The 26,309-nt window shown below is 64.6% G+C and carries 24 protein-coding genes and 1 tRNA gene; 8 read left to right on the forward strand and 17 right to left on the reverse strand.

Features of this window, described 5'->3' with window-relative positions; translation table 11 throughout:
• Position 1: 1 nt before the first annotated feature.
• A complete protein-coding gene (gene ligD / locus IM708_RS04120; protein ID WP_209425055.1) occupies positions 2 to 2,455 on the forward strand; it encodes a DNA ligase D in 2,454 nt (817 codons plus the stop codon).
• A gap of 90 nt (positions 2,456 to 2,545) precedes the next feature.
• Here ligD and IM708_RS04125 read toward each other — a convergent pair whose 3' ends face one another.
• From IM708_RS04125 to IM708_RS04135, 3 genes are all read right to left on the reverse strand, one after another.
• Positions 2,546 to 2,842, reverse strand: coding sequence for a PRC-barrel domain-containing protein (locus IM708_RS04125; RefSeq protein WP_209425056.1), 297 nt, complete (start codon positions 2,840 to 2,842; stop codon positions 2,546 to 2,548).
• A 419-nt stretch (positions 2,843 to 3,261) separates the two neighbouring features.
• A complete protein-coding gene (locus tag IM708_RS04130) occupies positions 3,262 to 3,546 on the reverse strand; it encodes a type II toxin-antitoxin system RelE/ParE family toxin (RefSeq protein WP_209425057.1) in 285 nt (94 codons plus the stop codon).
• On the reverse strand, positions 3,543 to 3,845 hold the full coding sequence (locus tag IM708_RS04135) for a ribbon-helix-helix protein, CopG family (RefSeq protein WP_209425058.1): 303 nt from the start codon (positions 3,843 to 3,845) through the stop codon (positions 3,543 to 3,545). The genes IM708_RS04130 and IM708_RS04135 overlap by 4 nt, the downstream gene beginning before the upstream one ends.
• Before the next feature lie 320 nt (positions 3,846 to 4,165).
• Between IM708_RS04135 and IM708_RS04140 the strand changes: the two genes are divergently transcribed.
• On the forward strand, positions 4,166 to 4,312 hold the full coding sequence (locus IM708_RS04140; RefSeq protein WP_209425059.1) for a hypothetical protein: 147 nt from the start codon (positions 4,166 to 4,168) through the stop codon (positions 4,310 to 4,312).
• A 201-nt stretch (positions 4,313 to 4,513) separates the two neighbouring features.
• On the opposite strand, the gene IM708_RS04145 is transcribed toward IM708_RS04140, so the two are convergent.
• From IM708_RS04145 to katG, 5 genes are all read right to left on the reverse strand, one after another.
• A complete protein-coding gene (locus IM708_RS04145; RefSeq protein WP_209425182.1) occupies positions 4,514 to 4,702 on the reverse strand; it encodes a hypothetical protein in 189 nt (62 codons plus the stop codon).
• Positions 4,699 to 4,977, reverse strand: coding sequence for a hypothetical protein (locus IM708_RS04150; protein ID WP_348524938.1), 279 nt, complete (start codon positions 4,975 to 4,977; stop codon positions 4,699 to 4,701). Before IM708_RS04150 ends, IM708_RS04145 begins: the two co-directional genes overlap by 4 nt.
• Before the next feature lie 555 nt (positions 4,978 to 5,532).
• Positions 5,533 to 7,110, reverse strand: a complete 1,578-nt coding sequence (locus tag IM708_RS04155; protein WP_209425061.1) for an integrase — start codon at positions 7,108 to 7,110, stop codon at positions 5,533 to 5,535.
• Positions 7,111 to 7,200: 90 nt separating this feature from the next.
• Positions 7,201 to 7,276: transfer RNA gene (locus IM708_RS04160), tRNA-Ile, on the reverse strand.
• A gap of 231 nt (positions 7,277 to 7,507) precedes the next feature.
• Positions 7,508 to 9,679, reverse strand: a complete 2,172-nt coding sequence (gene katG / locus IM708_RS04165) for a catalase/peroxidase HPI (RefSeq protein ID WP_209425062.1) — start codon at positions 9,677 to 9,679, stop codon at positions 7,508 to 7,510.
• A 129-nt stretch (positions 9,680 to 9,808) separates the two neighbouring features.
• On the opposite strand from katG, the gene IM708_RS04170 reads away from it, so the two are divergent.
• On the forward strand, positions 9,809 to 10,744 hold the full coding sequence (locus tag IM708_RS04170; protein WP_209425063.1) for a LysR substrate-binding domain-containing protein: 936 nt from the start codon (positions 9,809 to 9,811) through the stop codon (positions 10,742 to 10,744).
• 16 nt (positions 10,745 to 10,760) lie between these two features.
• Here IM708_RS04170 and IM708_RS04175 read toward each other — a convergent pair whose 3' ends face one another.
• From IM708_RS04175 to IM708_RS04185, 3 genes are read right to left on the reverse strand one after another with little or no spacing between them, the layout of a single operon-like run.
• On the reverse strand, positions 10,761 to 11,672 hold the full coding sequence (locus tag IM708_RS04175; RefSeq protein ID WP_209425064.1) for a glycosyl hydrolase: 912 nt from the start codon (positions 11,670 to 11,672) through the stop codon (positions 10,761 to 10,763).
• Positions 11,669 to 13,582 carry a glycosyltransferase family 2 protein gene (locus tag IM708_RS04180; protein WP_245242991.1) on the reverse strand — a complete coding sequence of 638 codons (1,914 nt, stop codon included), beginning with the start codon at positions 13,580 to 13,582 and terminating at the stop codon, positions 11,669 to 11,671. The genes IM708_RS04175 and IM708_RS04180 overlap by 4 nt, the downstream gene beginning before the upstream one ends.
• A 15-nt stretch (positions 13,583 to 13,597) precedes the next feature.
• Entirely contained in the window at positions 13,598 to 14,635 is a 1,038-nt protein-coding gene (locus IM708_RS04185; RefSeq protein ID WP_209425065.1) for a UDP-glucuronic acid decarboxylase family protein, read from the reverse strand.
• A gap of 826 nt (positions 14,636 to 15,461) precedes the next feature.
• Here IM708_RS04185 and IM708_RS04190 point away from each other — a divergent pair.
• Entirely contained in the window at positions 15,462 to 16,943 is a 1,482-nt protein-coding gene (locus IM708_RS04190) for an AMP nucleosidase (RefSeq protein WP_209425066.1), read from the forward strand.
• A gap of 157 nt (positions 16,944 to 17,100) precedes the next feature.
• Positions 17,101 to 17,388, forward strand: a complete 288-nt coding sequence (locus tag IM708_RS04195) for an HU family DNA-binding protein (protein WP_209425067.1) — start codon at positions 17,101 to 17,103, stop codon at positions 17,386 to 17,388.
• Between the two features lie 423 nt (positions 17,389 to 17,811).
• Here IM708_RS04195 and IM708_RS04200 read toward each other — a convergent pair whose 3' ends face one another.
• Together IM708_RS04200 and hrcA are read right to left on the reverse strand one after the other, a co-directional pair.
• Positions 17,812 to 18,378 carry a nucleotide exchange factor GrpE gene (locus IM708_RS04200; RefSeq protein WP_209425068.1) on the reverse strand — a complete coding sequence of 189 codons (567 nt, stop codon included), beginning with the start codon at positions 18,376 to 18,378 and terminating at the stop codon, positions 17,812 to 17,814.
• An 11-nt stretch (positions 18,379 to 18,389) separates the two neighbouring features.
• Positions 18,390 to 19,457 carry a heat-inducible transcriptional repressor HrcA gene (gene hrcA / locus IM708_RS04205; protein ID WP_209425069.1) on the reverse strand — a complete coding sequence of 356 codons (1,068 nt, stop codon included), beginning with the start codon at positions 19,455 to 19,457 and terminating at the stop codon, positions 18,390 to 18,392.
• Positions 19,458 to 19,572: 115 nt separating this feature from the next.
• Here hrcA and rph point away from each other — a divergent pair, with 115 nt between their 5' ends.
• Genes rph through hemW form a run of 3 tightly spaced genes read left to right on the forward strand, consistent with a single transcriptional unit; the run spans position 19,573 to position 22,099 of the window.
• Positions 19,573 to 20,283 carry a ribonuclease PH gene (rph, locus tag IM708_RS04210; protein ID WP_209425070.1) on the forward strand — a complete coding sequence of 237 codons (711 nt, stop codon included), beginning with the start codon at positions 19,573 to 19,575 and terminating at the stop codon, positions 20,281 to 20,283.
• Positions 20,280 to 20,891: an RdgB/HAM1 family non-canonical purine NTP pyrophosphatase gene (rdgB, locus tag IM708_RS04215; RefSeq protein WP_209425071.1), complete on the forward strand. Its 612-nt coding sequence runs from the start codon at positions 20,280 to 20,282 to the stop codon at positions 20,889 to 20,891. Before rph ends, rdgB begins: the two co-directional genes overlap by 4 nt.
• Before the next feature lie 44 nt (positions 20,892 to 20,935).
• Positions 20,936 to 22,099, forward strand: coding sequence for a radical SAM family heme chaperone HemW (gene hemW / locus IM708_RS04220; protein ID WP_209425072.1), 1,164 nt, complete (start codon positions 20,936 to 20,938; stop codon positions 22,097 to 22,099).
• Positions 22,100 to 22,118: 19 nt separating this feature from the next.
• Here the strand turns inward: hemW and IM708_RS04225 are convergent, their stop codons facing one another.
• Genes IM708_RS04225 through mnmG form a run of 4 tightly spaced genes read right to left on the reverse strand, consistent with a single transcriptional unit; the run spans position 22,119 to position 26,306 of the window.
• Positions 22,119 to 23,015 carry a ParB/RepB/Spo0J family partition protein gene (locus IM708_RS04225; protein ID WP_209425179.1) on the reverse strand — a complete coding sequence of 299 codons (897 nt, stop codon included), beginning with the start codon at positions 23,013 to 23,015 and terminating at the stop codon, positions 22,119 to 22,121.
• Between the two features lie 4 nt (positions 23,016 to 23,019).
• Positions 23,020 to 23,823, reverse strand: coding sequence for an AAA family ATPase (locus tag IM708_RS04230; protein WP_209425073.1), 804 nt, complete (start codon positions 23,821 to 23,823; stop codon positions 23,020 to 23,022).
• Positions 23,813 to 24,457: a 16S rRNA (guanine(527)-N(7))-methyltransferase RsmG gene (rsmG, locus tag IM708_RS04235; RefSeq protein ID WP_209425074.1), complete on the reverse strand. Its 645-nt coding sequence runs from the start codon at positions 24,455 to 24,457 to the stop codon at positions 23,813 to 23,815. The genes IM708_RS04230 and rsmG overlap by 11 nt, the downstream gene beginning before the upstream one ends.
• Position 24,458: 1 nt before the next feature.
• Positions 24,459 to 26,306: a tRNA uridine-5-carboxymethylaminomethyl(34) synthesis enzyme MnmG gene (gene mnmG / locus IM708_RS04240; RefSeq protein WP_209425075.1), complete on the reverse strand. Its 1,848-nt coding sequence runs from the start codon at positions 26,304 to 26,306 to the stop codon at positions 24,459 to 24,461.
• Positions 26,307 to 26,309 lie beyond the last annotated feature (3 nt).

Consider the following 26,309-nt stretch of genomic DNA (forward strand, 5'->3'; position numbering starts at 1 on the left):
GATGGAGCGACTGGGCGCCTACCGACAGAAGCGGGACTTCGCCCGCACGCCCGAGCCCGACACCCCGGGCGCGCCGTCGTCCCTGGCGCTGCGCTACGCGGTCCAGAAGCACGGCGCCTCCCGGCTGCATTTCGACCTGCGCCTCGAATGGGAGGGCGCCCTTCTCAGCTGGGCGATCACGCGTGGACCTTCGTTGCGCATCGCCGACAAGCGGCTGGCGGTGCGGACCGAGGATCACCCGATCAGCTATCTGCAGTTCGAAGGCACGATCCCCGAGGGCAATTACGGGGCCGGCACGGTGATGCTGTGGGACATCGGGCATTGGCAGCCGCTGGATCCGGTGAAGACCGGCCTGAGCAAGGGGCATCTGCGCTTCGCGCTGCACGGCCAGCGCCTGACCGGGGCGTGGCACCTGATCCGCATGAAAGGCGGCAAGGCCGGGGGCGCGAAGCGCGAGAACTGGCTCCTGGTCAAGGAAGAGGACGAAGCCGCGGGGCGGCGCGATCCGGTCGCGCGATACCGGCGCGCCGTCATCACCCGGCGCACCATGCGCGAGATCGCCGCGGATGCCGACGCGCAGCCGCCGCCGCAGGACGGCCCGCGACCGCGCTTTCGGGCGGTGCAACTCGCAACTCTCGCAGAAGACCTGCCCGAGGGCGACGACTGGTGGTACGAGCTGAAGTTCGACGGCTACCGCGCGCTGGTCTCGCTCGGCCGGGGCGGACCGCGCCTTTATACGCGCAACGGGCACGACTGGACGGACCGTTTCAGTGCGCTTCCCGGGTGTTTCGACGACCTCGCCTGCCAGAGCGCCCTGATCGATGGGGAGGTCGTCGTCGGTGCGGGTATCCAGGGGTTCTCGGCAATGCAGCAGGCCCTCGCCGCGGGCGGACCCTTCGCCTTCTACGCCTTCGACATCCTGAGCCTCGACGGCGCCGATCTGACCGACCGGACCGCCGAGATGCGGCGCGCCGCGCTCGAGCGGGTGTTCGCGCCGGTGCCGCCGCTCGGGCCAGTCGCCCTGTCGCCGAAGATCGAGGGCGACGCGCCCGCACACCTGCAGGCGGTCTGCGAAGCCGGCGGCGAAGGCCTGATCGCGAAGCGCCGCAGCGCCCCCTATCGGGGCGGGCGCGGAATGGCCTGGCTGAAGATCAAGTGCCAGCGGCGCGAGGAGTTCCTCATCCTCGGCTGGCAGCCGAGCCGCAGCCGCGGACGGCCGTTCGCCTCGCTTCTGCTCGGCACCCATGATGGGGACACGCTTGTCTACGCGGGCAAGGTCGGAACCGGCTTCGACGCGGACACGATGCAGGATCTGGCCGCCAGGCTCGCACCCATCGCGCGCAAGACCGCCCCGGCCGAGGTGCCCGCCAGCGAGTCCCGCGGCGCGCGCTGGGTGACGCCGCGCCTGGTGGCCGAAATCGCCTATGCCGAGCGCACCGCGCAGGGCCGCCTGCGCCACGCGGTCTTCCACGGGATCCGCGAGGACAAGCCCGCCCGCGTCGTGCAATGGGAACGCCCGCCATCGACCGAGGAGGAAAGCATGAGGATCGCCGGCATCGCCATCTCGAACCCGGACCGCGTTGTGTTTCCCAAGGCCGGCCATACCAAGGGCGATGTCGCCGCATACTATGCCGAGGTTGCCGCGACGATGCTGCCCTACTGCGCGAACCGCCCCGTTTCTCTCTATCGCTTGCCCGAGGGGATAGAGGGGGAGGGCTTCTTCCAGCGCCACGCCGGCAAGGGGTTCCCCGCGGCGCTGAAGATCGTCGAGATCGCCGAAAGCGATGGCGAACGCGCGCCCTACCTTTATCTGACGACGGCTAAAGGGCTCGTCGCCGCGGCGCAGATGGGCACGATCGAGTTTCACATCTGGGGGGCGCGACGCGACCGACTGGACCGTCCGGACCGCATGGTCTTCGACCTGGACCCCGACGAAGGGCTGGGCTGGGCGGATGTCACCTCGGCGGCGATCGATCTGCGCGACCGGCTTGGCGATCTCGAACTGCCGTCCTGGGCGCTGGTTTCCGGCGGCAAGGGCGTGCATGTCGTGGTAGAGTTGAAGCGCACCGCCGAATGGGAGACGGTCAAGCTTTTCTCACGCGTGATGGCGACCCTCATGACGCGCGACATGCCAGACCGCTTCACCGCCGAGATGTCCAAGGCGAGGCGCAAGGGCCGCATCTTCATCGACTGGCTGCGCAACGACCGTTCAGCAACCGCCATCGCGCCCTTTTCCGTCCGCGCGCGCGAGGGCGCACCGGTGGCGGTTCCCGTCGGCTGGGACGAACTCGCGGGCCTGAAGTCGGCCCGCGCCTTCAGCCTCGACGCCGCGCGAGAACGCGCAAAGACGCGCTTTCCCCGACCGGATCCGGTAGCGCTTTCCGCGCCCCTGATCGCCCGCCTGGAACGCGCGGTCGGCAAGCCGAATGGCACAGTGCCAGAGCCGGACGCGTAGTCCGGCGATACCTCGGCACGCCGACGCCCCGCATCGCATCAATATAACGGAGCGCCGTGCCGCCTGGCCAGTCACACTGCAGGTCTGTGTTCAGTCGTGATGCTCAGGCAGATTCTTGACCTGGTCCTTGGTCATCGACGTGGTGGCATGCACGGTGCCGCTTTCATCGCGCATGAAGTTCAACTGGTTTGCGTCCAGCGCAACGGGTTTTGCGCCAATACCAAGAAAGCCACCCACGTCGACGATTACCTTCATCCCGGAACCCGCACCGTGGACATGCGACACCGTGCCGATCTTCTCGTCACCAGGTCCATAGATGGCGGCGTCCATCACGTTCGTTTCGCTGAGTTCAGACGCCGTGAGCGGCGTATGCTTTGAGTGATCCATTGCTTCGTTTCCTCGGGGGTTGGGCCAAAACGCATGGCACCCAATCGAAACGCATCCTTCGTTGGAAGGTTCCGGTCGCGCGCTGATCAAACGCGCCAGATACTTTCTGCAGGAAGGGAACGGACTGCAGGGTTGCGTAGTGTCCCTTCCGGAGGCGGGAAGCAGGGCGGCGACTCGGGGGCACGATTCCACGTTGTTTATCAACGCGGGAAGCGAGATATTCTCGCGCAAAACCATACAATTCAAAATTGTTTAACCAATTCCATGGACTCCCTAGAGCTCAATGACCGGCAAAGAGGCTTCCGGAAGTCGGTCGGAGCGGTCGTAGGCCTCTGCCTGTGGCAGTGGCTCGTGCCGTAAGCTGTCCATGTCCTTAACCATCATGCTCACCGTGACACCACAGTGTCCGAACCAGCCATTCAGAAGCGATCGGGCCAGAGCCGGACACTGTGCCGGAAGGCCAGGAGCTCGAGCACCTCGCTCCGAACCCGGTAGGCCAGGATGTACCGCGGGTGGACAATCAGTTCACGCGTGTCGGTGACGCGGCCGGGTCGCCCCATCCGCGGCTGTGTGACAAGCGTGGTTTCGATAAGTTCAAGGAGGCGGTCATTGAACCGGCTGGCAGCGGCAGGGTCTTCGGCTGCGATCTCGGCAAGCACCGCCGCCACATCCGTGAGGGCGCGCCGCGTCCAGAGGATCGTCATGCGCGGCGTGGCTTCGGCGCACTAGGAGCAGCACCGGTGGACACGCGACGCAAGTAGGCGTTCGCCTCGGCATGCGAGATGACCGCACCGGCGTCGGCCTCGGCGATCCCCTCCTCGACCGCAGCGACGAAAGCCTCCTCTTCGGCCAGGTATCGTTCGACTGCTTCATTAGTGAGGTATGACTTGCTGCGACGGGTCAGATTGGCCAGCCGATCGAGGCGTGCCTTGGTTTCCGGCGTTGTATGGAAAGTGACGGTGGCGCGTTCGCTCATGGCAGCGGCCTCGATGTTTTGATGCATATGTACACATCCTAACACAACCACTGGAAAGCGCCAATGATAGGCCGGACGATGACTCCCCTGCTCTGTCAAGAGACGCGCAATGGCGTGCTGACGTATACAGATCGGCAGACAGTTCCCTCCCCGGCGTCGGGTGCGGCCGAGATTGGCTCGGCCGTGGCCAGCGCCAGGGAGATCAACCATGAACACCACCTCACTTGTGGAGCCGGGCAGCCCCAGTTCCGTCCCGCTCTGTGCCACCCGTGGCAGTGATACCATCATACATGTTGCCTGGGCGGTTTCCCTCGCGCTCATTTCGAGCGCGTGCACAGGAGGCGCACATGGCACCGGACAACAAGGCGAAACCGGGCAACGGAGGCAAGAGCGGGTCCGGAGGCGGGAAGCAGGGCGGCGGCCAGTCGTCGCAGGCCGGCGGCGGCAACAAGAGCGGCGGTTCATCAGCCGGCGGGAAGCAGACCAAGGGCTGAGTGAACGCCAAAACTGATGCGCGGGGCGGCCCGGTGCTGCCCCGCTTCGTCTATCGTTTATTGCGCGCCCGTCCGGGGCTCGACGATGCTTCCAGATCGTCAAGCGGCGCACCGATCAGCACCCTTGTGTGGGCGCTAGCGACGGACCTGGGCAGTCGATCGCACCATTTCCCAGCGCGGTGTCGTGCGGCCGGCAGATCCTCATGCCCTCTGCCCGCGCCGGATCGACAGACGCAGGGCCTGAACCGTGGCGAGGTTCGGTGGCGGGATGACGCCACCTCCAAGTTCGCGGAGCATGCCGATCCAGGCACGCTCGTTCGCACTCAGGCCGGGCATCTCCGTCACCGACTCCGCCAAGCGGATAGCACCCAGATCCGTCACTACGATCATTTCCCGAAGATCCCACGAAAGGCCGCGCGACTGCGTGCCGTCAATCTCGGATCGGTATCGCCGCTCGCATCGCGAAGCTCCAGGATCCATTCGATTTCGTTTCGCGTCAGCGGCGTTCCGAAAATGTCGTGAACAGATTTCGCCGCGGTTGCGCCAAGCGACTGTTCGAGCGCAAGGCGCAGCAGAAACGCAGGATCGCATTCGAGCGCCTTCGACAATTGCGGCACGCGATCGAGCGCGAGTTTCGTCGCGCCAGACTTGATCATCGAGATCATGTTCGAGTTTGCAAAACCCGCCTCGCTGGCGATTTCGGCCTGCGTCTTCCGACCTCCAAGCTCTGAAATTCGCCGCGTCACATATTTCGCCAGCCGCGTATTCGAATGCGGTTTCGTCGCCATTCCCTTGACTCCATGCCTTGACGGGATCGCAACACGCGATCACTGACTTGCTTGTAGCGGCGGCTTTGACGGTTCCCTTTGGGGAGACTATCCGAATCGCGTAAGGAACACGCTTTCGGAAATGGCGCGCTCGGAGGATCGGAATGATCGGATTGCCTCGGAAAGACGACGCAGATCAGCGCATCCGCATGCCGGGCGGTGCGCTCGATTTCACCCAGCAGGTGCCTCGAGACACCGCCTGCGCCAAGCGGGCTAGCGCGGAGATCTCCAGCCACCAGCACCTTTGCCCGTCTCGATCTTCGGGTGAAACCAGCCTCTGAAAAGTTCGAGATGCGCGGAACGCAACAGATTGCTGGCCTTGTGCCCAGAGCCTGGCACTCTCGGCGCCGTCCCGCGTTTGCTCGTGGTTGCGCATTGAGGAGCCGCGGCCACTCAAGTCAGTTCGAAGTCGGGTAGTCGGTCAATTGCTGCGGCCTTTGCGACCAGCGTGACGTCGCCGTAACCATCGCCTGCCGTGCGGCCTGCATGCCCCTGGATCGCATCGACCACACGATCTGATATCCCGATTTCGCGCGCCTTTGTCTTGAGACGGTGCCGCCAGGCATGGTTTGGCTGAATACCCTTGGGCGCGATGCCCGAACGTCGGAGCCACTTGGCGAGCTCATCGGACACGCTTGCAGCCGCCATCGCGAACCTGGCAGGGTTTGCCGCTCCGTGGAACAGCGGGCCGTCTGCGGCAGCCTGGACGAAGTCGATGAAGCCGAGTGCGACAACCTGTCGGTGAATCGGCACATCCCGCCAGGCACCGGTCTTGACCGTGCCGGCTTCCGGCGTGATGCGCATGACCCAATGCTTGCCCTCGCAACGGATGTCCTCCTTGCGCAGCTGCGTGATCTCCGAGATGCGCGCCCCCGAGAAAGCGCACAGGATCGGAGACCAGCGTTTCGCTGCCGTCATATGGGCGGTCTCGCGGACGAAGCCGAATTGGTTTGGCTTCGGCTGGTGAGCGATCGATGCTTTCAGGACAGCCAGCGCCTCCGCGTCGGTGTATCCGCGTTCTCTTGAGTGAACTTTTCGAGGTTTCGGCTGCCGCACCGTCGCGGCCACGTTCGCAGGTAAGCGCTCGTTGTCATGCGCCCAGGCAAAGATCGATCGAATCGTCGAAAGGTAGATGTCGTTGACGGTTTTCGCGGCTTTTCCGTCAACATGCAGAAGATGATCGCGCCATTCGAGCAGGTCTTTCTTGGTGATCCGGCGCGCGTCATCATGCTTGAGAAAGCTCCGCAGGCTCTTGAGGACGGGTTCCTGCCGCTTGCCACCGTCCTTGAGGAAGCCGGCCTGAACTCGACCTGCCAGATAATCGGTCCAAAGACGGGACAGGCTAACCGGTTCCAGGGGCTCCTCAGGCACCTCAGGGTTCGCGAGCATCGGGTGCGTGGGAGTACCGCTGAAATCGCCGTCGTCGCGTTCGGCGAGCCGAGATAGGGCTTCGTATTCAGCAACGCACAACGCCCGTGCAAGCTGGCGCCATTCGTAGGATCCCCGCACGACGTCCGTGTTCCCTAGGTGCTGGAACTGTCGGACCCAAGGGCCCGCGAGCGCCTGAAGCTCATCATCACTCAACTTGCCAGCCATGGCATTTCGAAGCCACCGCACCCGCAGATCGTCAACCCCGATATCACAGGCGCCTGGTACACCGCGAAAATGGTCGTCCATCTTGACGAGCTCCGCATAAAGGCTGCGAGCCATTTGGGTTTCAGTGAGGGGAAAGCGTGCCGGAAGCGGATCGGGTTTTTCGCCCTTGGATTTCTGCTCAGCCTCGGTGACGAGGTGCTGGAGCTTGGCCACCGCTGCCGGGTGGAGTCGAAGGGCGGCTCGGCGATCGGCGCCGAGCGGCTCGATCAGTTCGCTCCGGGGCCGATCGAGGTAGGAACGCAACCGCTCGGGCACCGCGATCCGTGCATAGAACCGCCCGTCCTTTTCTTTCCAATGGCGCAGTTTTCCAGCCATGATCCACCTACATTCTGGAACCGATTCTGGCACAGAAAGGGGCACAAGCTCTCGTAATGCAAGAGATATTTTCGGGTCAAATAGTTAGGATGGTAGGCCCGGAGGGACTCGAACCCCCAACCAAGGCGTTATGAGCGCCCTGCTCTGACCATTGAGCTACGGGCCCGGCCGACTGATCTGCTAGCAGATTACCCGTCCGGGTCAAGGATTTGCGGCGTAATGCAGGGCGCGACGGGGGCGCGTTGAGGCTCAGGACGGGTGTTTCCGGGGTGCTGGCAAGCGTATGGCAGGCGTATGGCAAACGTATGGCAGTTGGCTGGCAGCGGGGCGGGTGCGCCTGTGAAAACGGCGCCCCGAAGGTTCGGGGCGCCGCATCGGTGTCGTCCGTCGGCTTCGATCAGCCCAGATCGAAGCGGTCGGCGTTCATGACCTTGGTCCAGGCGGCGGCGAAGTCCTTCACGAACCGTTCCTGCGCGTCGTCCTGGGCGTAGACCTCCGCATAGGCGCGCAGGACGGCGTTGGAGCCGAAGACGAGATCGACGCGGGTCGCGGTCCATTTCGCCTGTCCGGTCTTGCGGTCCACGATCTCGTAGAGGTTCTGGCCCTTCGGCTGCCACTTGTAGGCCATGTCGGTCAGGTTGGCGAAGAAGTCGGTCGTCAGTTGCCCTTCGCGGTCGGTGAAGACCCCATGCCGGGTGCCGCCGTGGTTGGTGCCGAGCACGCGCATGCCGCCGACAAGGCAGGTCATCTCGTGCGCGGTCAGACCCATGAGCTGCGACCGATCCAGCAGCATTTCCTCGGGCGTGACGACATAGTCCTTCTTCTGCCAGTTGCGGAACCCGTCCGCCAAGGGCTCCATCGGATCGAAGGAGGCGGCGTCGGTCATCGCCTCGGTCGCGTCGCCGCGGCCGGGCGCGAAGGGCACCTCGATCTCGAAACCCGCGGCCTTGGCGGCCTGTTCCACGCCCAGGTTCCCGGCGAGAACGATGACATCGGCGAGGCTGGCGCCGCTATCGGCGGCGATGGGTTCCAGCGTCGAGAGGACCCGCTGCAGGCGCGCGGGCTCGTTCCCCTCCCAGTCCTTCTGCGGGGCCAGACGGATGCGCGCGCCATTGGCGCCGCCGCGCAGGTCGGAGCCGCGGAAGGTGCGGGCGCTGTCCCAGGCGGTGGCGACCATGTCGGCGATGGACAGGCCGCTGGCGGCGATCTTCGCCTTCAGCGCCGCCACGTCATAGTCGCTGCGCCCCTTCGGCACCGGATCCTGCCAGATCAGATCCTCGGCCGGGGCCCAGGGGCCGATATAGCGGTCTTTCGGTCCCATGTCGCGGTGGGTCAGCTTGAACCACGCGCGCGCAAAGGCGTCCGAGAATTCCTCGGGGTTGCGATGGTAGCGTTCCGCGATCTCGCGATAGGTCGGGTCCATCTTCATCGCCATGTCGGCGTCGGTCATGATCGGATTGACGCGGATCGACGGATCCTCGGGGTCGACGGGCTTGTCTTCTTCCTTGATGTCGACGGGTTCCCACTGCCAGGCGCCGGCGGGCGATTTCTTCAGTTCCCACTCGTGATTCAGCAGCAGGTGGAAATAGCCGTTGTCCCACTTGGTCGGGTTGGTGGTCCAGGCGCCCTCGATCCCGCTGGTCACGGTGTCGCGGCCGACGGCGCGCGTGACGTGGTTCATCCAGCCGAGGCCCTGCTCTTCCGGTCCGGCGCCTTCGGGTGCGGGACCCAGGTTCTCGGCACGGCCGTTGCCGTGGCACTTGCCGACGGTATGGCCGCCGGCGGTCAGGGCCACGGTTTCCTCGTCATCCATCGCCATGCGCGCGAAGGTCTCGCGGACCTGGAGGGCGGTCTTCAGCGGGTCGGGGTTGCCGTTCACCCCCTCGGGATTGACGTAGATCAGGCCCATCTGGACCGCGGCCAGCGGGTTTTCCATGGTCGCGGGTTCGTCGACATTGGCGTATCGGTTGTCGCTTGGCGCGAGCCATTCCCGCTCGGACCCCCAGTAGACATCCTTCTCGGGGTGCCAGATGTCCTCGCGGCCGAAGGCGAAGCCATAGGTCTTCAGGCCCATCGAGTCGTAGGCGATGGTGCCGGCCAGCGCCAGCAGGTCGGCCCAGCTGAGCTTGTTGCCGTACTTCTTCTTGATCGGCCAGAGCAGGCGCTTGGCCTTGTCGAGGTTGGCGTTGTCGGGCCAGCTGTTGAGCGGCGCAAACCGCAGGCTGCCGGTGCCGGCGCCACCGCGGCCATCGGCCAGCCGGTAGGACCCGGCGGCATGCCACGACATGCGGATCATCAGCCCGCCATAATGCCCGTAATCGGCCGGCCACCAGTCCTGGCTTTGAGTCATCAGGTCGGTGAGGTCGCGCTTGAGCCCCTCGAAGTCGAGCGCGCGGACCTCGGCGCGGTAGTCGATGTCCTTGAGCGGGTTGGTCTTGGTGTCGTGCTGGTGCAGGATGTCGAGGTTCAGCGCCTTCGGCCACCATTCCATCACCGTGCGCCCGACCGCACTGTTGGAGCCATGCATGACCGGGCAACCGCCCGCGCGTCCTTGATCGTTTCCGTCCATCTTCGTCTCCCTTGTGGGGTTCGCGGGTTCAGGCGGCGCTTGAACCCGGCTGCCTGTCTGGAATGGTTCTAACAGGTCCCTTCCATCGGTAAAAGTTGCATTTCCTGATTATATCGATAAGCAGAGCTGATGGTGAGCTTCACGCTCAAGCAGTTGCGCTACTTCGAGGCGCTGGCCCGGCACCGGCACTTCGGACATGCCGCCGATGTCTGCGCGATCTCGCAACCTGCGCTGTCGATGCAGATCAAGGAGCTGGAGGGATCGCTGGGGGCGGCGCTTTTCGAGCGCAGCGCGCGGTCGGTGCGGCTGACCGGTTTCGGCGAGGAATTCGCCGCGCGCGCCCGCGAGATCCTGCGCGCGGTGGACGAATTGTCCGAACTGGCCCGCGCCGCGCGCGACCGGCTGAGCGGGCGGCTGCGGATCGGGATCATCCCGACGGTCGCGCCCTATCTGCTGCCGGCGATCATCGGCGAATTGTCGCGGCTGTTTCCGGGGCTGGATCTGAACCTGCGCGAAACCATAACACCGCGCCTGATCCGCGAGTTGACGGAGGGCCGGCTGGACACCGCGGTGGTGGCGCTGCCGATATCCGAGCGCGGGTTGGCCGAGGTGCCGCTGTTTTCGGAGGAGTTCGTGCTGGTCCGCCCGCACGGCGATGCGGGGAAACCCGTGCCCGACCGCGAGTCGCTGCGCGAGATGCGGCTGCTGCTGCTGGAGGAAGGGCATTGCTTCCGCGATCAGGCGCTGTCGTTCTGCGACCTGCGGCACGCGCGGCCGCGCGAGTTGCTGGACGGATCGTCGCTGGCGACGCTGGTGCAGATGGTCGGCGCCGGCATCGGCGTCACCCTGATCCCCGAGATGGCGGTCGCGGTCGAGACCCGCTCGGCGCCGGTTTCGGTGGTGCGCTTCGCCGACCCTGCGCCGCAGCGCACCATCGGCATGATCTGGCGCAACACGAGCCCGCTGGCGCGGCAGCTTGCCGAGGTCGCCGATGTCGTGCGGGCGGCGGCGGCGAAGACCCGCGACGTGGGGAAGGCGCAGGCGGGCATGCCGGGCGCGGGCTGAGCCGGCTTGCTTGCGTTCAGTCGGTGACCCGGAAGAACACGCGCCAATCCGGCTGGCCCAATCCGTCCGGCCAAGGATACACCTCGGGGTAGTTGAAGAGAACGACGCCGACGAGGTCCGGAAACCGATCGCCGACCGCGCGGACCTCGGCCTCCCACGCGGCGACATAGTCGGTGGTGCCCGAATAGCCGAGTTCGGCGACGACGATGGGCCGCCCGAAGGGGACCGCGCGGGCGTAGCGGGGTTCCAGGATCTCGGAAAAGGTGCGGTCGCGCCCGAACCAGGCGCGGTCGGCGGGCTGATAGCCGAACACCGAGAGGCCGACGAGGTCGACATAGTCCGCGCCCGGCCAGTAGTCCTGCATCCCCTCCTCGCCCAGCGGGGACCACATGATGGAAATGCCTGGCGCGACCGAGCGGCAGAGGTCGATGACGCGGCGAAACGCGGCGATGTAGGCCGCGGGCGACCAGCCTGCCCAGATGAACTGGCCGCGATCGTCCTCCATCTCGTGCCCCCAGCGGAAGGTTACGGGGACGGGAAGCTGGCCGAGCACCGCGCAGATCGAGAGGACATTGGGATCGTAGGCGCCCGAGAAGATGCCCTCGCGCAGGGCGGCGGGGGTGCTTCGTTCGTTGCGCACCCAGGTCCAGGGTTCCAGCGTTACCAGCAAGACCCGACCGCGCGCGGTGGCATAGTCGGCGGCGTCGACGAGCGAGGCGAGCGCGACATCCTCCCACGGCAGGAAGAGATGCTCGATGGTGACACCGTCGGTCCGGGCGAAGTTGCCCGGCGGGTCGTAGACGCCGAAGGGGATGTCGCCCGGCGGGAGGGGCGCGACCTGGGCGGCGGCGGATGTCGCCAGGGCGGCGATCAGGGTCGCGCAGGCGGGCGCGGCGGCGCGCGTCGCAGCGGATCGGTTTTTCGTCATCGTGGTCCCGGTCTTTCCAGCCAATCGAGGTTCAGTCGGTAGATGAAGGTCCCGGCCCCGTCCCGCCCGGCGCCGGAGACTGCGGCTTCGACGCGGACAAGCTGGATCGGCTCCAGCCCCAGCGAAAGGACATGCAGCCCCTCGAGCCCGCTCGTCGACAGGCCGCTCAGAAGTGCGGCGGTGAGCAACCCGGGCACCGAAAGATGGGCCAGTGTGGCGATGCGACCGGTGGCGCGATCCGTCCGCGTCCGGGCCAGATGAGTGCCGACGATCAGCGCCAGCACGACCACGTAGAGCGCGCCCGTCAGCAGCGACAGAAGAAGAAAGCCGCCCGCCACCTCGAGCCGGCCGGACAGGAGGACCGGCATGATCGCAGCCGTGGCGAGGCCGCCGTAGACGATCGGGATCAGAGGCGGCAGGTTTTCGGTCGTGGCGTCGCCCTTGGGTGTGATGCGGAAGTCGACGAAGCGCCCGGTCAACCGGTCCCGCACGGCCATGACGCACCCCCAGAGTACCCAGGGCCACTGCAGGAGCGGAAACACGACCCGCTCCCAGGACAGAAGCGGCGCGCTTGCGGGTCGAAAGATGCCGTCCCGGCGCAGGGCGGCGGCGTGCAGCAGGAGAAACAGAATCGGCGGCACCGCATGGGCAAGGAACGCCGGATAGGTGACATGGGCGTAGCGCAGATCGAAGATCACGGCGACGATGGGCAAGAGATAAAACGCCATCATGGTGAGAGCGATCAGCGGATAAAGAATCTGGCAGAAGAGGAACTGCGCGCGCAGCCGCCAGGGAAGCGTCGGCAGATATCGCCGGGTGTGCGCCAGAAGCAGCGTGACCAGGCTGCGCGACCACTGAAACTCCTGCACCGCCATGTCGGCGACGCTCGCCGGGCCGTCCCCGACCGCCAGGGCGTCGAGCGCGTGAACACCGCGCCATCCTCCGGCGTTCAGCAGCAGGGTCGTCGAATGATCTTCGGCGAGGTCGGGACCGAGGCCGCCGACGGCGTGCAAGGCCTGGGTGCGCACAGCATAGTGCGACCCGATGCACATCGGCGCGAGCCCGTTTGAATACCCGGCCTGCAGCGCCCCGTGAAACGCCGCTTCGGTGTGCAGGCGGGTTCGGGCGGCCCAGCTTTGGCTGGCGTTGCCGGCGCAGATGCTGGGCGCGGAGACGTAGCCGACGCCGGGGTCCGCAAAGGGCCGCAACATTTCGCGTAGGTAGCCGGGCTGCGGCACATGGTCGGCGTCGAGCTGCACCACGATGTCGTAGTCCTCATAGCCCCAGTGATCGTAGAAATAGGCGAGATTGCCTTCCTTGCAGCGCGCCCGGCGCGGCCAGGAGGCGCGATGGTAGTCCGGACAGCCCTTTCGCGTCGACACGCGCACGCCGTTCGCGCGACACCAGGTCAGGGTCTGGGTATCCGGATCCTCGTCCGCGAGCCAGGTGTCGTGGGGATAATCCTGCGCGCGCATCGCCATCAGCGCACGGCGCACGACGGCGAAGGGCTCCGCCGGGGTCTTGGTCACAATCATCGCCACACTAAAGCGCCCCGGCACCGGGTCGGGCGCCGCGCTTCTCGAGGCCCGGTTGCTGACGATCAGGAAGAAGGCCTGCAGGAAGAAAAGACACAGCAGAAGTATCGTGATCAGGCCATAGCGCCCGTCGCCCGTTGCGTGATGCGGCCGGAGCCACCAGAGCCAGAAAGCGGCCGCTGACACAAGCCAGCCCAGCCCGATCAACAGGTAGAGCCACCGCCGCCGAGGGGGAATTGCCGGAACGAGACCCGCAGTGCCGGCCGCGCGCCAACGCGCCACCGTTGCGACGGGGCGCTTTGGAATCGTCGGGGCACGATTGCGGCTGTCTGCCGGTTCCGGCATCGGCGTGGCGGGGTTTTCCTTGCGTCGCATGGACGCCACCTGTCATCAAATCGCTTCGGCCGGCGTGAACAGGGCCTCTGCCTCATCCAGCATCGCCCGCGCGAAATGCGCGATCGTGCCGCGCAGGCCGGGTTCCAGATCGACCTTCGGCTCCCAGCCTAGCCAGGCTTTCGCGCGCGCGATGTCCGGACGCCGGCGGCGCGGATCGTCGACCGGCAGCGCACGGTGAACGATGCGCGACGGCGCCTCGGTCATCGAAATGATCCGGGCGGCGAGTTCGGCCACCGTGATCTCGGCCGGGTTGCCCAGGTTGACCGGGGCGGGTTGCTTCAGGTCCGATTCCATGAGCGCGATCAGGCCCGCGACCAGATCATCGACATGGCAGAACGATCGCGTCTGCTGTCCGTTGCCGTAGATCGTCAGGTCGTTTCCGTTCAGCGCCTGGGTGATGAAGTTTGCCACGACGCGCCCGTCGTCGGGCGCCATCCGCGGGCCATATGTGTTGAAGATCCGCGCCACGCGCGTGTCCACCCCGCGGCGCATCGCATAGTCGTGGAAAAGTGTTTCCGCGGCGCGCTTGCCTTCATCGTAGCAGGCGCGCGGACCCCAGCATTTCACCGAGCCGGCGTACTCCTCTACCTGGGGGCTGACCGTCGGGTCGCCATAAACCTCGGAGGTCGAGGCCTGAAGGATTCGCGCCCCGGTCCTGTGCGCGAGGTCGAGCAGGTTCGTCGCGCCGAGGACTGATGTGCGGAGTGTGAAGATCGGATCGAGCTGGTACTTTGCCGGAGAGGCCGGGCAGGCCAGGTTGTAGATCCGCAGGACGGGGCCGTCGATGACAGGCAGGTCAATCACGTCGGCGCGCAGGAAGCGGAAACGGGGATGGATCAGGAGCGGGGCAATGTTCTCGATCCGCCCGGTGACCAGGTTGTCGATGCAGAGAACGTGATGGCCGGCCCTCACCAGCGCTTCGCAGAGGTGCGAGCCGACAAACCCCGCGCCCCCCGTCACGATGGTGCGCCCAATCCGACGCGTCCCGGTCGGACTTTCGCAGGCACGATGTTCGCTACCGACAGATTTCATCTGTCCCCCAACGCTTTACTTGAAACAATGTTCGTCGCAATTTATCGAAAGGTTGTCGGAATTTGCGCGGAAATGCGCCGATGCGCGATAAATCTGAGGTTGAGTTGATTTTATGCAACACAACCTAAGGGTCATTTCCCGGTTCGCGCGGAATTAACCAAGGCGTCGGTTTCCGCGCCGCTTCGGGCTGATCGGCCCGTCGTTTCAAGGTTTCGAAAGCTTTCGCACACAGCATCGACCCCGGGTGTGAAGGGTTCTGTTCGGTTTCCTGAGAAGGTTCGACGCGCCAAGCCGCGTCGACGCGCTGGATAGGCCCAGGTTTTTCAAGGTGGGGTCGAAGCCATGCGTAGAATCATGTCTGCAACGTTCGCAGTCGCTGTGTTCATTCTTCTGTCGCCAGAGGGACAGGTCGAAGCCGGCGCGGGCCAGGGCATCGCGGCCTCCCGCGCCGAGACGCCGTCAGTCTCCCGAATTGCGGGCGCGGGCCAAAGGCGCGACTTCGACTGGCACAACCCGAGGCCAGGAGGCAATCGCGCCTATGCCAACGGCGGCAAGACTCCGCGGATCACGGTTGTCTCCGGTCGCGGCTCCTGGATCTGCTCGCCGGCGGGTGCGGGTGCCGACTCGCGTTGCTTCGGGCGTTAGGTACCGGTCTGCGCAAGGCGCGACCCCCGACCGAGTGCCATCTTCCGGTCAGGAGCAGGTCTTGTGCCTGACCCTGCTGAAGTGGCATGTTGCACCCGAGCTTGGCCGCCGGCCGGCCGGCGCTGCCGACTGAATGCGCCGTCGCCAGGGTGCAGGCATTCCGTCGTTTCGGGTGGCGTCCATGAAATCTCCTCGTTCCCTGCCCGTCGAAACTGCGCCCGCCGTTGAGGCGGAAAACTTTACGTCGGCGGAACCCGCGGTCGCGCGCTTGATCGAGCTTTACGAGCAGGCGACGGGTTTTCTGATCGACCGGTTTGCCGCCGTGCTGAAGACCGGCCGCGCCGAGGCGCGCTTTCGGGCCTTCTACCCCGAGATCCGGATCACGACGACCGTCTTCGACCTGCCGGATACGCGCCTGAGTTTCGGACATGTGCCGGGCCCCGGCACCTATGCGACGACCGTGACCCGCCCGGACCTGTTTCGCAATTATCTCGAGCAGCAGATCGAACTTCTGCTCGAGAACCACGGGGTTCCGGTCTCGATCGGTCAGTCCGCGACACCGATACCGCTGCACTTTGCCGTCGCGGGGCACGAGGAGATCACGCTTGCGCAGCATGTCGAGCTTGGCTTCAGCCTCCGCGATCTATTCGATGTGCCCGACCTTGCGGTCACCAACGACGCGATCGTCAACGGCGAAGGGGTGCGCAATCCCGACGGATCGACCCCACTTGCCCCATTCACGGCGCAGCGGATCGACTATTCGCTTGCCCGGCTGGCGCATTACACCGCGACCATCCCCGAGCATTTCCAGAACCATGTCCTCTTTACCAACTACCAGTTCTATGTCGACGAGTTCGAAGCCTACGCGCGTCGTGCCCTGGCGGACCCCGACAGCGGCTACACCGCCTTCGTCGCGCCGGGCAATGCGCTGATCACCGACCCGCACAGTCCGGTCCCACCGATGACGCGACTGCCGCAGATGCCGGCCTATCACCTGAAACGTCCGCGCGGGCAAGGCGTCACGCTGGTCAACATCGGCGTCGGCCCGTCGAACGCGAAGACGGCAACCGACCATATCGCCGTTCTGCGCCCGCATGCCTGGATGATGGTGGGGCACTGCGCCGGGCTGCGGAATTCACAGTCGCTGGGCGATTTCGTCCTAGCGCATGCCTATCTGCGCGAAGACAACGTGCTGAACGAGGATCTGCCGGTCTGGGTCCCCATTCCCGCACTGGCCGAAATCCAGATCGCGCTTCAGGAAGCCGTGGCGGAGGTCACGCAGCTTGAAGGGTACGAGTTGAAGCGGATCATGCGGACGGGGACGGTCGCGACGATCGACAACCGGAACTGGGAGCTGCGCGACCAGTCCGGCCCGGTGCACCGGCTCAGCCAATCGCGGGCAATCGCGCTGGACATGGAAAGTGCGACGATCGCGGCGAACGGCTTTCGCTTCCGGGTTCCTTACGGGACGTTGCTCTGCGTTTCCGACAAACCGTTGCATGGAGAACTCAAGCTGCCCGGCATGGCGTCGGAGTTCTACCGCACCCAGGTCGCGCGGCATCTTCGGATCGGGATCCGGGCCATGGAGCGGCTTCGCGAGATGCCGCTGCACCGGATACACAGCCGGAAGTTGCGCAGTTTTTCGGAGACAGCCTTCCTTTAGGCAGGGTTCAGCCCCGGAAATGCTGTGCTTTTTCGCCTGCAACGGGAGTTTTTTCAATTGTGCCGCATTGCAAAATCTGGCTAGAAGCGCTGCAGTCCAACTTTCACGGGCGAAGAACCCGCAATCAGACCGCAAACGAGAGGATGAGGAGACGAAAATGTCCAAACCGATGACCAAGACCGAGCTGGTCAGCCAGCTTGCCACCGAAATGGGTTCCGACAAGAAATCGGCCGCGGCGGCGCTTGATGGACTGGCCACGATCGTGATGCGCGAGGTCGGTAACGGCGGTGCCGTCACGGTTCCGGGCATCGGGAAGATCCATTGCCGCGCCCGCCCCGAGCGTCAGGTCCGCAACCCGGCAACGGGCGAGTCCCTGACGAAGCCGGCGGACAAGGCGGTCAAGGTGGTGATTGCAAAGGCGCTGAAGGACAGCGTCAACAGCTGATCCTGCGGAAGCGGGGCCGATTGAAGCGGCCCCGCTTCGACTTTCCACGGATGCCCCATCCACAGACTCGTGCAGAGTCCGCCCTGCCCGCTGCATTTGGCGGGACGCAGGCACCAGCGCATCGGCAGCCCCGTATTCCGGTGCAGGTGCTGGCAGCCCCGCGCCGAGCCAGGGTCCAAGGTTGGACCGAACTTCAATGCATTGATATGATTGACGTATTCGTTGCGGTTAACCGCAATGAAACTTTCTGCGTGGGCCCCTCACGGTGTCGGTTTTCAACCGGACTCACCGGCCCCGCCCCCCGCTTACCTTCGCGCCGCATCAGCAAAATACGCTGGTGCACCCGCCGGAAGCGGCGCTTCGGCGGGATTTGCGACGCACGAGGCATCACCGGGTCTGCGGCCAAGTAGCGCCCGCGCGGGATCAGCCGGAAGGCGTCGACGACACCCCGACCTGGGCGGGACGCAGCAACTGATCGTGCAGCCGGAAGCCGTCGGTCATCACCTGGATGATCTGGCCCGCGGCGTACTGCGGGACCGGCGCCTCGAACATCGCCTCGTGCAGGTGGGGATCGAACTGATCGCCCGGCTTCGGCGAAACGCGTTCGACGCCGTGGCGGCCCAGCACGGCGAGAAGTTCACGGTGGGTCAGTTCGACCCCCTCGACCAGGCCCTTGGCGGCCGCGCGCGTCTGATCGTCGGCGGCGTTGAGCGCGCGGTTGAGGTTGTCGAAAACCGGCAACAGGTCCCGCGCCAGCTTCGATCCGCCATAGATCGCCGCCTCGCGCCGGTCCTTCTCGGCGCGCTTGCGGGTGTTTTCCAGTTCCGCGAGCGCGCGCATCAGCCGGTCCCGCATCTCGGCGCGTTCGGCATCGAAGGCGGCCTCGATATCGGCAAGCGCCTGCGCCGGGTCGCGCGCCTCGGATTCGGCGGCCTCGGTGTTCTCTGGTTCTGCGTCGGTCTGCGCGTCGGTCGGCTGTGGCTTCGCCATAAGGTCCTCTGTCAGTCTGCGCCGCGCTCGGTCAGGATGCGTCCCACGAGCTGGGCGGTGTAATCCACGATCGGCACGATCCGGCCATAGTTCAGCCGCGTGGGCCCAATCACGCCCACGGCACCGATGATCTTTCGATCAGCGTTCATATAAGGGGAAACGACCAAAGTGGAACCGGTCAGAGAAAAAAGCTTGTTCTCCGAGCCGATAAAGATGCGCACCCCCTCGCCCCGTTCGGCCAGTTCCAGAAACTCGGCGACGTCGCGCTTGCGTTCCAGATCGTCAAACAGTTCGCGAATGCGGTCCAGTTCTTCGGATGCGGCGCGGTCGAGCAGATTGGCGCGTCCGCGCACGATGAGACGCTCTTGCGCCTCGCCCTCATTCTCCCAAAGCGCCATGCCCCGGGAAACCAGATCGCTTGCCAGCACGTCGATCTGCTGCCTGTAGCGCTCGATCTCGACCCGCGCGCGTTCGCGTAGTTCCGACAGGGTCAGGCCGGGCGCCATCGCATTCAGGAAATTCGACGCTTCGCGCAACGCCGAGGGCGGAACCCCGGCCGGCGGGGTGAAGATCCGGTTTTCGACCTGCCCGTCGGCGAATACCAGCACGACAAGCGCGCGTTCCGTCGAAAGCGCGACGAATTCGATGTGCTTGATCGGCGCCTCGGTCTTCGGCGCGAGGACGAGGCTCGCCCCGCGCGTGAGAGAGGAAAGCGTCTCGCCGATGCGGTCGAGCGTTTCGCCCAGGCCATGATCGTTGCGCGCGCGTGTGGCGTCGAGCTTTTCGCGGTCGGTGGCGGACACGGGGTCGATTTCAAGCAATCCATCGACGAAGAGGCGCAGGCCCTGCTGCGTCGGCACCCGCCCGGACGAGATATGCGGGCTCTCCAGCAGGCCCAGATACTCCAGATCCTGCATCACGTTGCGGATCGTCGCCGCGGACAGGTTTTCGGTCAATTCGCGCGTCAGAGTGCGGGACCCGATCGGCGATCCGGTCGACAGGTAGGATTCGACCACCCTGCGAAAAACCTCGCGCGAGCGGTCGTTCATTTCGTTGAGCAGATTGCGATTCTCGGTCATGTCCCGGCTTGATGTTGCGCCTCTGGGATAGTGTGGAGTTTACCCCCGGTCAATTCAGGTTGCATATGGGCAAGGCGGGACGGTATCTGAAGGGCTTGCCAGATCAGGAGTGAGCATGCGTCCGTCACGACGGGAACTGAATGAACTGCGGCCGGTGTCGATCGAAACCGGCGTGAACCGCCATGCCGAGGGGTCGTGCGTGATCCGGATCGGAAATACGCACGTGCTGTGCACCGCCTCGCTGGAAGATCGGACGCCGCCGTTTCTGAAGGGATCGGGCCTGGGATGGGTGACGGCGGAATACGGGATGCTGCCGCGGGCGACCAACACCCGCAATCGGCGCGAGGCCTCGACCGGAAAGCAGACCGGAAGAACCATTGAAATACAAAGGCTTATCGGAAGATCGCTTCGCGCCTGTGTTGATCGGGCGGCACTGGGCGAACGACAGATCACCATCGACTGCGACGTTCTTCAGGCCGACGGCGGCACCCGCTGCGCGGCGATCACCGGCGGATGGGTCGCGCTGCGGGTGGCGGTCAATCGCCTGATGGCGGCTGGCCTGGTGGTCAGTGACCCCCTGCTGGGTCACGTTACCGCGGTCTCTTGCGGGATCTACGCGGGCCAAGCGGTGCTCGACCTTGATTACGCCGAGGACAGCGAGGCCGGCGTCGACGGCAACTTCGTGCTTCTCGGTCAAGATCGCTTGATCGAGGTTCAGATGTCCGCCGAGGGCGCCGCGTTCAGCCGCGCGCAGATGGATACGCTGCTGGAGCTTGCGCAACTGGGCTCCGAGTGCCTGATTGACGCACAGAGGGGCGCGTTGTGAGTCGCGGGCTGGAAGGCCGCAAGCTGGTCGTCGCCACGCACAACGCCGGCAAGATGGCCGAGATGCGCGCGCTATTCGGGCCGTACAACCTGGGTCTGGTTTCAGCCGCGGAGCTGGAGTTGCCAGAACCCGAAGAAACCGAAGCCAACTTTCTGGGCAATGCGCGGATCAAAGCCAACGCGGCAGCGCGCGCGACGGGCTTGGTCGCACTTGCAGATGACAGCGGGTTGGAGATCGACGCCCTTGACGGGGCGCCCGGTGTGTATACCGCGAACTGGGCGGAGGTGGGCGGAAAGCGGGATTTCGGGCACGCGATGCGGCGCACGCACGAGGAGCTGAGTCGCCGAGGGGCGGCAGAGCCCTGGCGCGCAAGGTTTCGCTGTACTCTCGTGCTGGCATGGCCCGATGGGCATGAGGAGGCGTTCGAGGGTTCGGTCGATGGCAGTTTGGTCTGGCCGATTCGTGGGAAGGAAGGGCATGGCTACGATCCGATGTTCCTGCCGGACGGATCGGCGCTGACCTTCGCAGAAATGCCCGAGACCGAGAAGAATCGCATCAGCCACCGCTCGCGCGCTTTCGCCGGCTTGATCCACGCTTGTTTCACGTGAAACAAAGCAATCGTTCAGTCGCCGAAGGCTGGAAAGTTGCGGGAATGTCGTCGGATGCCGCCGAGGGCGCGCCTGGAGACTTCGGCCTCTATGTGCATTGGCCGTTTTGTGAGGCGAAGTGCCCCTACTGCGATTTCAACAGCCATGTGCGCCGCGCTGTCGATCACGACCGCTGGGCCGCCGCGTTCGAGAGGGAGATCGCGCGCATTCGGGACCTCGCGCCGGACCGCATCTTGGGTTCGATCTTCTTTGGCGGTGGCACGCCCTCGTTGATGTCGCCCGACTTGGTCCACCGGGTCATTGAAGCCGCGCGCCGCGCCTGGAGATGGCGCAACGACATCGAGATCACGCTGGAGGCAAACCCCTCGTCCGTCGAGGTCGCGCGCTTTCGGGGTTTTGTCAGGGCGGGCGTCAACCGTATTTCGATCGGCGTGCAGGCACTGAATGATCTCGACCTCAAGCGCCTTGGCCGTTTGCACTCGGCTGCCGAGGCGCTGGCCGCTATTGAGACGGCGCGGGCGGTGACGGACCGCGTCAGCTTCGATCTGATCTACGCGCGTCAGGATCAAACGGCAGGGGACTGGCAGGACGAGCTGAAGCGCGCGCTTTCGATGGAGCCGAAACATCTTTCGCTTTATCAGTTGACGATCGAGGCGAACACAGCATTCGGCGACAGGTACAAGGCGGGGAAGCTGCGGGGTTTGCCGGACGAAGACCGATCAGCGGAAATGTTCGAGACCACGCAGGCGCTTTGCGATGCCGCCGGTCTTCCTGCCTACGAAATATCGAATCACGCCAGGGTCGGCACAGAGGGGCGTCATAATCTGGTCTACTGGCGATATGGAGAATATGCCGGCGTTGGTCCCGGCGCCCACGGGCGTCTGATGTGGCAAGGCAAGCGCTACGCCACGCACGCCATCCCTTCGCCAGAAGAATGGCTGAAAAGCGCCGAAAACACCGGCGCACTTCACGAAACGCGCACGGAACTGTCCGCCGAAGAACAGGGCGATGAGTATTTGATGATGAGCCTGCGGCTGCGTGAGGGGGCTTCGCTGTCTCGTTTCCAAGCGCTTTCAGGGAGCAACATGCCCGAAGCACGCATCGCGCGACTGATGAACGACGGCCTGCTTTGGCAAGAGGGTGACCGAATCGGCACGACAGATCGCGGACGCCTGCTCCTCAATGCAGTGCTGCGCGAACTTCTGTAAGGCCAGGTTCGCCCTTGGCTTAACCCCCTGAAAGCAGGCGACAAAGCTGGTCCAGGTCGTCCAGCGTACGGTATTTGATCGTCAGCCTGCTCTCGCCACCGGCGCGGTGATCTATCGTGACGCCCATGCCGAGATTGGCAGAGATATCCTGCTCCAGAACCCGCGTATCGGCGTCCTTTTCCGAGGGTTGAATTCTTTTCGCAGCGGCTTTCGGACCCGATTGGCGCGCAAGAATCTCGGTTTCACGTACCGAAAGACCTTGCTGGATCACGCGCCGCGCCAACCCAGCCGGGTCGGCCGACGTGATCAAGGCACGCGCATGTCCCGCTGAAAGCCTTCCCGCGCGCAAGTGATCCTGTACCTCCGCCGGAAGGTTGAGCAGCCTGAGAAGGTTGGCAATATGGCTGCGGCTTTTGCCCAGAGCGCCCGCAACCTGTTCCTGCGTATGGCCAAATCGCTCGATCAGATTGCGATAGCCGATCGCCTCCTCCAGCGGATTGAGGTCCTCTCGCTGAATGTTCTCGATAATGGCGATTTCGAGAACTTCGCTGTCGTTCAGCGTTCTCACCAATGCCGGAACCGCGTGGAGCCCGGCCAGCTGCGCGGCACGCCAACGGCGCTCTCCGGCAACGATCTGGAACTTTCCGGGATGCGGACCAAACGGGCGGACGACCAAGGGTTGAAGCACGCCCTTTCTTCGGATCGATTCCGACAGTTCTTCAAGCGACGCGGCGTCGAAATCCCGCCGCGGCTGCTCGGGATTCGGCTCGATGGTGTCGATCGGGATCTCCCGCAGGCCTTTTCGGCCCTCCTCGGCGCTCGTTTGGCCAGCAGAATGCACATCGACACCCACATCCGACATCAGTGCAGCCAAGCCCCTGCCTAGTCCGCGCTTTTCCTGCTTCCGCTCGTTCATCTTCTCAGCCTTCTTCAGGTTCAAGGGACTCGACCTTGAGGAATTCGCGGGCAAACGCACGATACGCCTTGGCGCCGCGCGATGTCGAATCATAGGTCAGTATGGGAACGGCAAACGACGGCGCCTCGCTGAGGCGCACGTTGCGCGGGATAACCGTGCGAAACACAAGGTCGCCCAACGTTTCCCGCGCGTCCCGCTCGACCTGGAGCGACAGGTTGTTCCTTCGGTCGTGCATCGTCAGAAGAACGCCCTCGACCCGAAGGTCCGGATTTGCCGTTTGCCGGATCTCTCGGATCGTCAGCAGAAGCTGCGAGAGCCCCTCGAGCGCGAAGAATTCGCACTGCAGCGGCACGAGTACGGCGTCGGCCGCGACCAGAGCGTTCACCGTGAGCAGATTCAGGGACGGCGGGCAGTCGACAATAATGAAATCGAACCTGCTTTGCGCTTCCAGGGCCTGCCGCAACGCATCGCGCAAAAGGAATACCCGGCGCGCGGTTGCATGGAGTTCAACATCCGATGACGACAGATCGGGCGTGGACGGTATGACCCAGACATTCTCGGCGCTGCTCTGGACGGCCACATCCTGGACGGTGGCTTCCCCAAGAAGGATATCGAAAACGGACCTGGATCTGTTCTCCACTGTTACGCCGAGGCCGGTTGACGCGTTTCCCTGGGGGTCCAGATCGATCAGAAGCACTTTCCGGCCAAGTTCGGCCAGCGCGGCAGAGAGGTTGATCGCTGTCGTGGTCTTCGCAACGCCGCCCTTCTGATTGGCGATCGCGAGGATTTTCGCTCGGTCAGTTTGCATCAACGCTCCGCAGGTCGGTCACTCGCAGGATCCGGGACTCGCCGTCGACGATACTGTCGAAAGACTCGACAGTGAATGCCCAATCACGCTGGGCTGCAATGATCTCCTCGATTGATCTCTGGCCTTTCTGTAGCAACGCCACGCCCCTTGGCGCGAGATGCCGTTCAACCAACCCGAGGAGGCGCGATAGCGGTGCCAGCGCCCGCGCCGAGACGATGTCGGCGCCTTGCCGTTCGGCCGCCTCGATGCGTTCTGGCAGAACCCTGCAGGCGAGGCCGAGCTCTCGGGCGGTCAGCAGGAGAAAGGCTGCTTTACGCCGGTCGCTTTCGATCAGCGCGAACCGCATCCCGGGTGCTTTCTCTGCCGCCAGGCACGCAACGACTAGGCCGGGAAAGCCACCGCCGGCGCCAAGATCACACCAATGCCGGGCCGTGGGATCGCAATAGCGAAAGAGTTGCGCGCAATCCAGCACGTGCCGCGACCAAACGGTCTCGGGCCGGCTGTCGGCAACGAGGTTGATCTGTGGCGACCACTTTGCGATGCCTTGAACGAGGTGGTCCAGGCGCTCCAATGTTTCACGTGAAACAGGCATAAGCTTGTGCAGCTTCGCTCCAACATCGGCCGGGACGGTCATTTCAGGCTATTTTGCGGAGACGTGACGCGAGCAGGAGGAGCGCAGCGGGCGTCATCCCCTCGATCTGAGAGGCGCGCGCAAGATTTGCCGGTCGCTGCTGCGAGAGCTTCGCCCGGATCTCCGTCGAAAGACCGGAGATCTTGGAAAAATCAAATGAATCCGGTATCTTGATTGACTCGTCGCGCTTCAGTGTCTGGGCTTCGCGCGCCTGTCGTTCGGTGTAGACCCTGTAGAGGGAATCTCTCTGAAGTTGCGCGAAGTCGTCTTCGTGCAGTTCCACGAGCTCCTCATCGAGGCTCATCATGACTTCACGGTCGACGCCAGCGTGGCCGAGGACATCGAACAGGTTCCGCTCGGTCCCGTCTGCGCGGACATTGACCCCGGCGCCGTGCAGTTCACGCCCCGATGCCCTTTTCGAAGCAAGCCGCTCCCGCCAGTTTTCCAGCCGCGCCATTTTCTCATGAAACTGCGCCCGCCGTTCAGGCGACACGCAGCCACTGTCGATGGCCTTCTGCGTAAGTCTCTGATCTGCGTTGTCGATTCGGAGCGAGAGCCGATACTCCGCCCGGGATGTGAACATCCGGTAGGGCTCGGTCACCCCTCGGGTCGTGAGATCGTCCAGCATCACGCCGATATAGCTGTCGGCCCGGGAAAACGACACTTCGGGCAAGTCCAACGCGCGCCCCGCCGCGTTCAGCCCTGCGACCAATCCTTGAGCGGCGGCTTCCTCGTAGCCCGTCGTACCGTTGATCTGACCGGCGAGGAACAAGCCCTCGACCTCCCGGCACTCCAGCGTCGTGTGCAGAGCGCGCGGGTCGACATAGTCGTATTCGATTGCATATCCGTGCTGCAGGATCCTGACGGATTCCAACCCGACGATCGTGCGGATGAACCCCTCCTGAACATCGCGCGGGAGCGAGGTCGAAATGCCGTTCGGATAGACCGTGTCGTCGTCAAGTCCTTCTGGTTCAAGAAAAATCTGATGCGACGGCTTGTCGGCAAAGCGTGACACCTTGTCCTCGACCGACGGACAATACCGCGGTCCGACACCGCTGATATGGCCGGAAAACATCGCCGAGCGCTCCAGGTTGCGCGCGATGAGGTCGTGGGTCCTCGCATTGGTGTGCGTGATGCCACAGGCGATCTGTTGCGCGACTGGCTCTCGGTTGAGGAAACTGAACATGGTCGGACGGTCGTCACCATGTTGCGGCTCCACCCTCGACCAGTCGATCGAGCGGCCGTCCAGCCTGGCGGGCGTTCCGGTCTTCAGGCGGCCGGTTCGCGGCGCGATCTCGGCCATGCGCTCGGCCAGACGCACGGAGGCCTTGGCGCCGACCCTTCCCGCTTCGCGCCGTTCCTCTCCAATGTGGATGACCCCACGAAGGAACGTGCCGGAGGTCAGAATCACCGAAGGCGCGCGGAGGGTCTTTCCTTCCGCGAGCACGACGCCCTCACATCGGCCTGCGTCGATGATCAGGTCGACGACCTCGCCTTCGATCAGGGCAAGGCCCTGCATCGCGGAAACTTCGTTCTGGACAAACGACGCATATCTGTGCCGGTCGGCCTGCGCCCTCGGCCCCTGCACCGCGGGGCCGCGAGATCGATTGAGAAGCCGGAACTGGATCCCCGCATGATCGGCGGCGCGTCCCATGAGGCCGTCAAATGCGTCGATCTCCCGAACCAGATGGCCCTTGCCCAGTCCGCCGATTGCGGGATTGCAGGACATGGTGCCCAGATCCTGCCGGCGGAACGTCACCAGCGCCGTTCGCGCGCCACGTCGGACCGCCGCGTGCGCGGCCTCGACGCCGGCATGCCCGCCACCGATCACGATAACGTCGAACGCATCCATCCT

Source organism: Pararhodobacter sp. SW119, from assembly GCF_017811755.1.
In the GTDB taxonomy this organism is placed as follows: Bacteria; Pseudomonadota; Alphaproteobacteria; order Rhodobacterales; family Rhodobacteraceae; genus Pararhodobacter.

Bases quoted from the DNA above. Each gene is read 5' to 3' on its own strand.
- ligD (WP_209425055.1), top strand. From the start codon at position 2: ATGGAGCGACTGGGCGCCTACCGACAGAAGCGGGACTTCGCCCGCACG.
- IM708_RS04125 (WP_209425056.1), bottom strand. From the start codon at position 2,842: ATGGATCACTCAAAGCATACGCCGCTCACGGCGTCTGAACTCAGCGAA.
- IM708_RS04130 (WP_209425057.1), bottom strand. From the start codon at position 3,546: ATGACGATCCTCTGGACGCGGCGCGCCCTCACGGATGTGGCGGCGGTG.
- IM708_RS04135 (WP_209425058.1), bottom strand. From the start codon at position 3,845: ATGCATCAAAACATCGAGGCCGCTGCCATGAGCGAACGCGCCACCGTC.
- IM708_RS04140 (WP_209425059.1), top strand. From the start codon at position 4,166: ATGGCACCGGACAACAAGGCGAAACCGGGCAACGGAGGCAAGAGCGGG.
- IM708_RS04145 (WP_209425182.1), bottom strand. From the start codon at position 4,702: ATGATCGTAGTGACGGATCTGGGTGCTATCCGCTTGGCGGAGTCGGTG.
- IM708_RS04150 (WP_348524938.1), bottom strand. From the start codon at position 4,977: ATGATCTCGATGATCAAGTCTGGCGCGACGAAACTCGCGCTCGATCGC.
- IM708_RS04155 (WP_209425061.1), bottom strand. From the start codon at position 7,110: ATGGCTGGAAAACTGCGCCATTGGAAAGAAAAGGACGGGCGGTTCTAT.
- katG (WP_209425062.1), bottom strand. From the start codon at position 9,679: ATGGACGGAAACGATCAAGGACGCGCGGGCGGTTGCCCGGTCATGCAT.
- IM708_RS04170 (WP_209425063.1), top strand. From the start codon at position 9,809: ATGGTGAGCTTCACGCTCAAGCAGTTGCGCTACTTCGAGGCGCTGGCC.
- IM708_RS04175 (WP_209425064.1), bottom strand. From the start codon at position 11,672: ATGACGAAAAACCGATCCGCTGCGACGCGCGCCGCCGCGCCCGCCTGC.
- IM708_RS04180 (WP_245242991.1), bottom strand. From the start codon at position 13,582: ATGCGACGCAAGGAAAACCCCGCCACGCCGATGCCGGAACCGGCAGAC.
- IM708_RS04185 (WP_209425065.1), bottom strand. From the start codon at position 14,635: ATGAAATCTGTCGGTAGCGAACATCGTGCCTGCGAAAGTCCGACCGGG.
- IM708_RS04190 (WP_209425066.1), top strand. From the start codon at position 15,462: ATGAAATCTCCTCGTTCCCTGCCCGTCGAAACTGCGCCCGCCGTTGAG.
- IM708_RS04195 (WP_209425067.1), top strand. From the start codon at position 17,101: ATGTCCAAACCGATGACCAAGACCGAGCTGGTCAGCCAGCTTGCCACC.
- IM708_RS04200 (WP_209425068.1), bottom strand. From the start codon at position 18,378: ATGGCGAAGCCACAGCCGACCGACGCGCAGACCGACGCAGAACCAGAG.
- hrcA (WP_209425069.1), bottom strand. From the start codon at position 19,457: ATGACCGAGAATCGCAATCTGCTCAACGAAATGAACGACCGCTCGCGC.
- rph (WP_209425070.1), top strand. From the start codon at position 19,573: ATGCGTCCGTCACGACGGGAACTGAATGAACTGCGGCCGGTGTCGATC.
- hemW (WP_209425072.1), top strand. From the start codon at position 20,936: ATGTCGTCGGATGCCGCCGAGGGCGCGCCTGGAGACTTCGGCCTCTAT.
- IM708_RS04225 (WP_209425179.1), bottom strand. From the start codon at position 23,015: ATGAACGAGCGGAAGCAGGAAAAGCGCGGACTAGGCAGGGGCTTGGCT.
- IM708_RS04230 (WP_209425073.1), bottom strand. From the start codon at position 23,823: ATGCAAACTGACCGAGCGAAAATCCTCGCGATCGCCAATCAGAAGGGC.
- rsmG (WP_209425074.1), bottom strand. From the start codon at position 24,457: ATGACCGTCCCGGCCGATGTTGGAGCGAAGCTGCACAAGCTTATGCCT.
- mnmG (WP_209425075.1), bottom strand. From the start codon at position 26,306: ATGGATGCGTTCGACGTTATCGTGATCGGTGGCGGGCATGCCGGCGTC.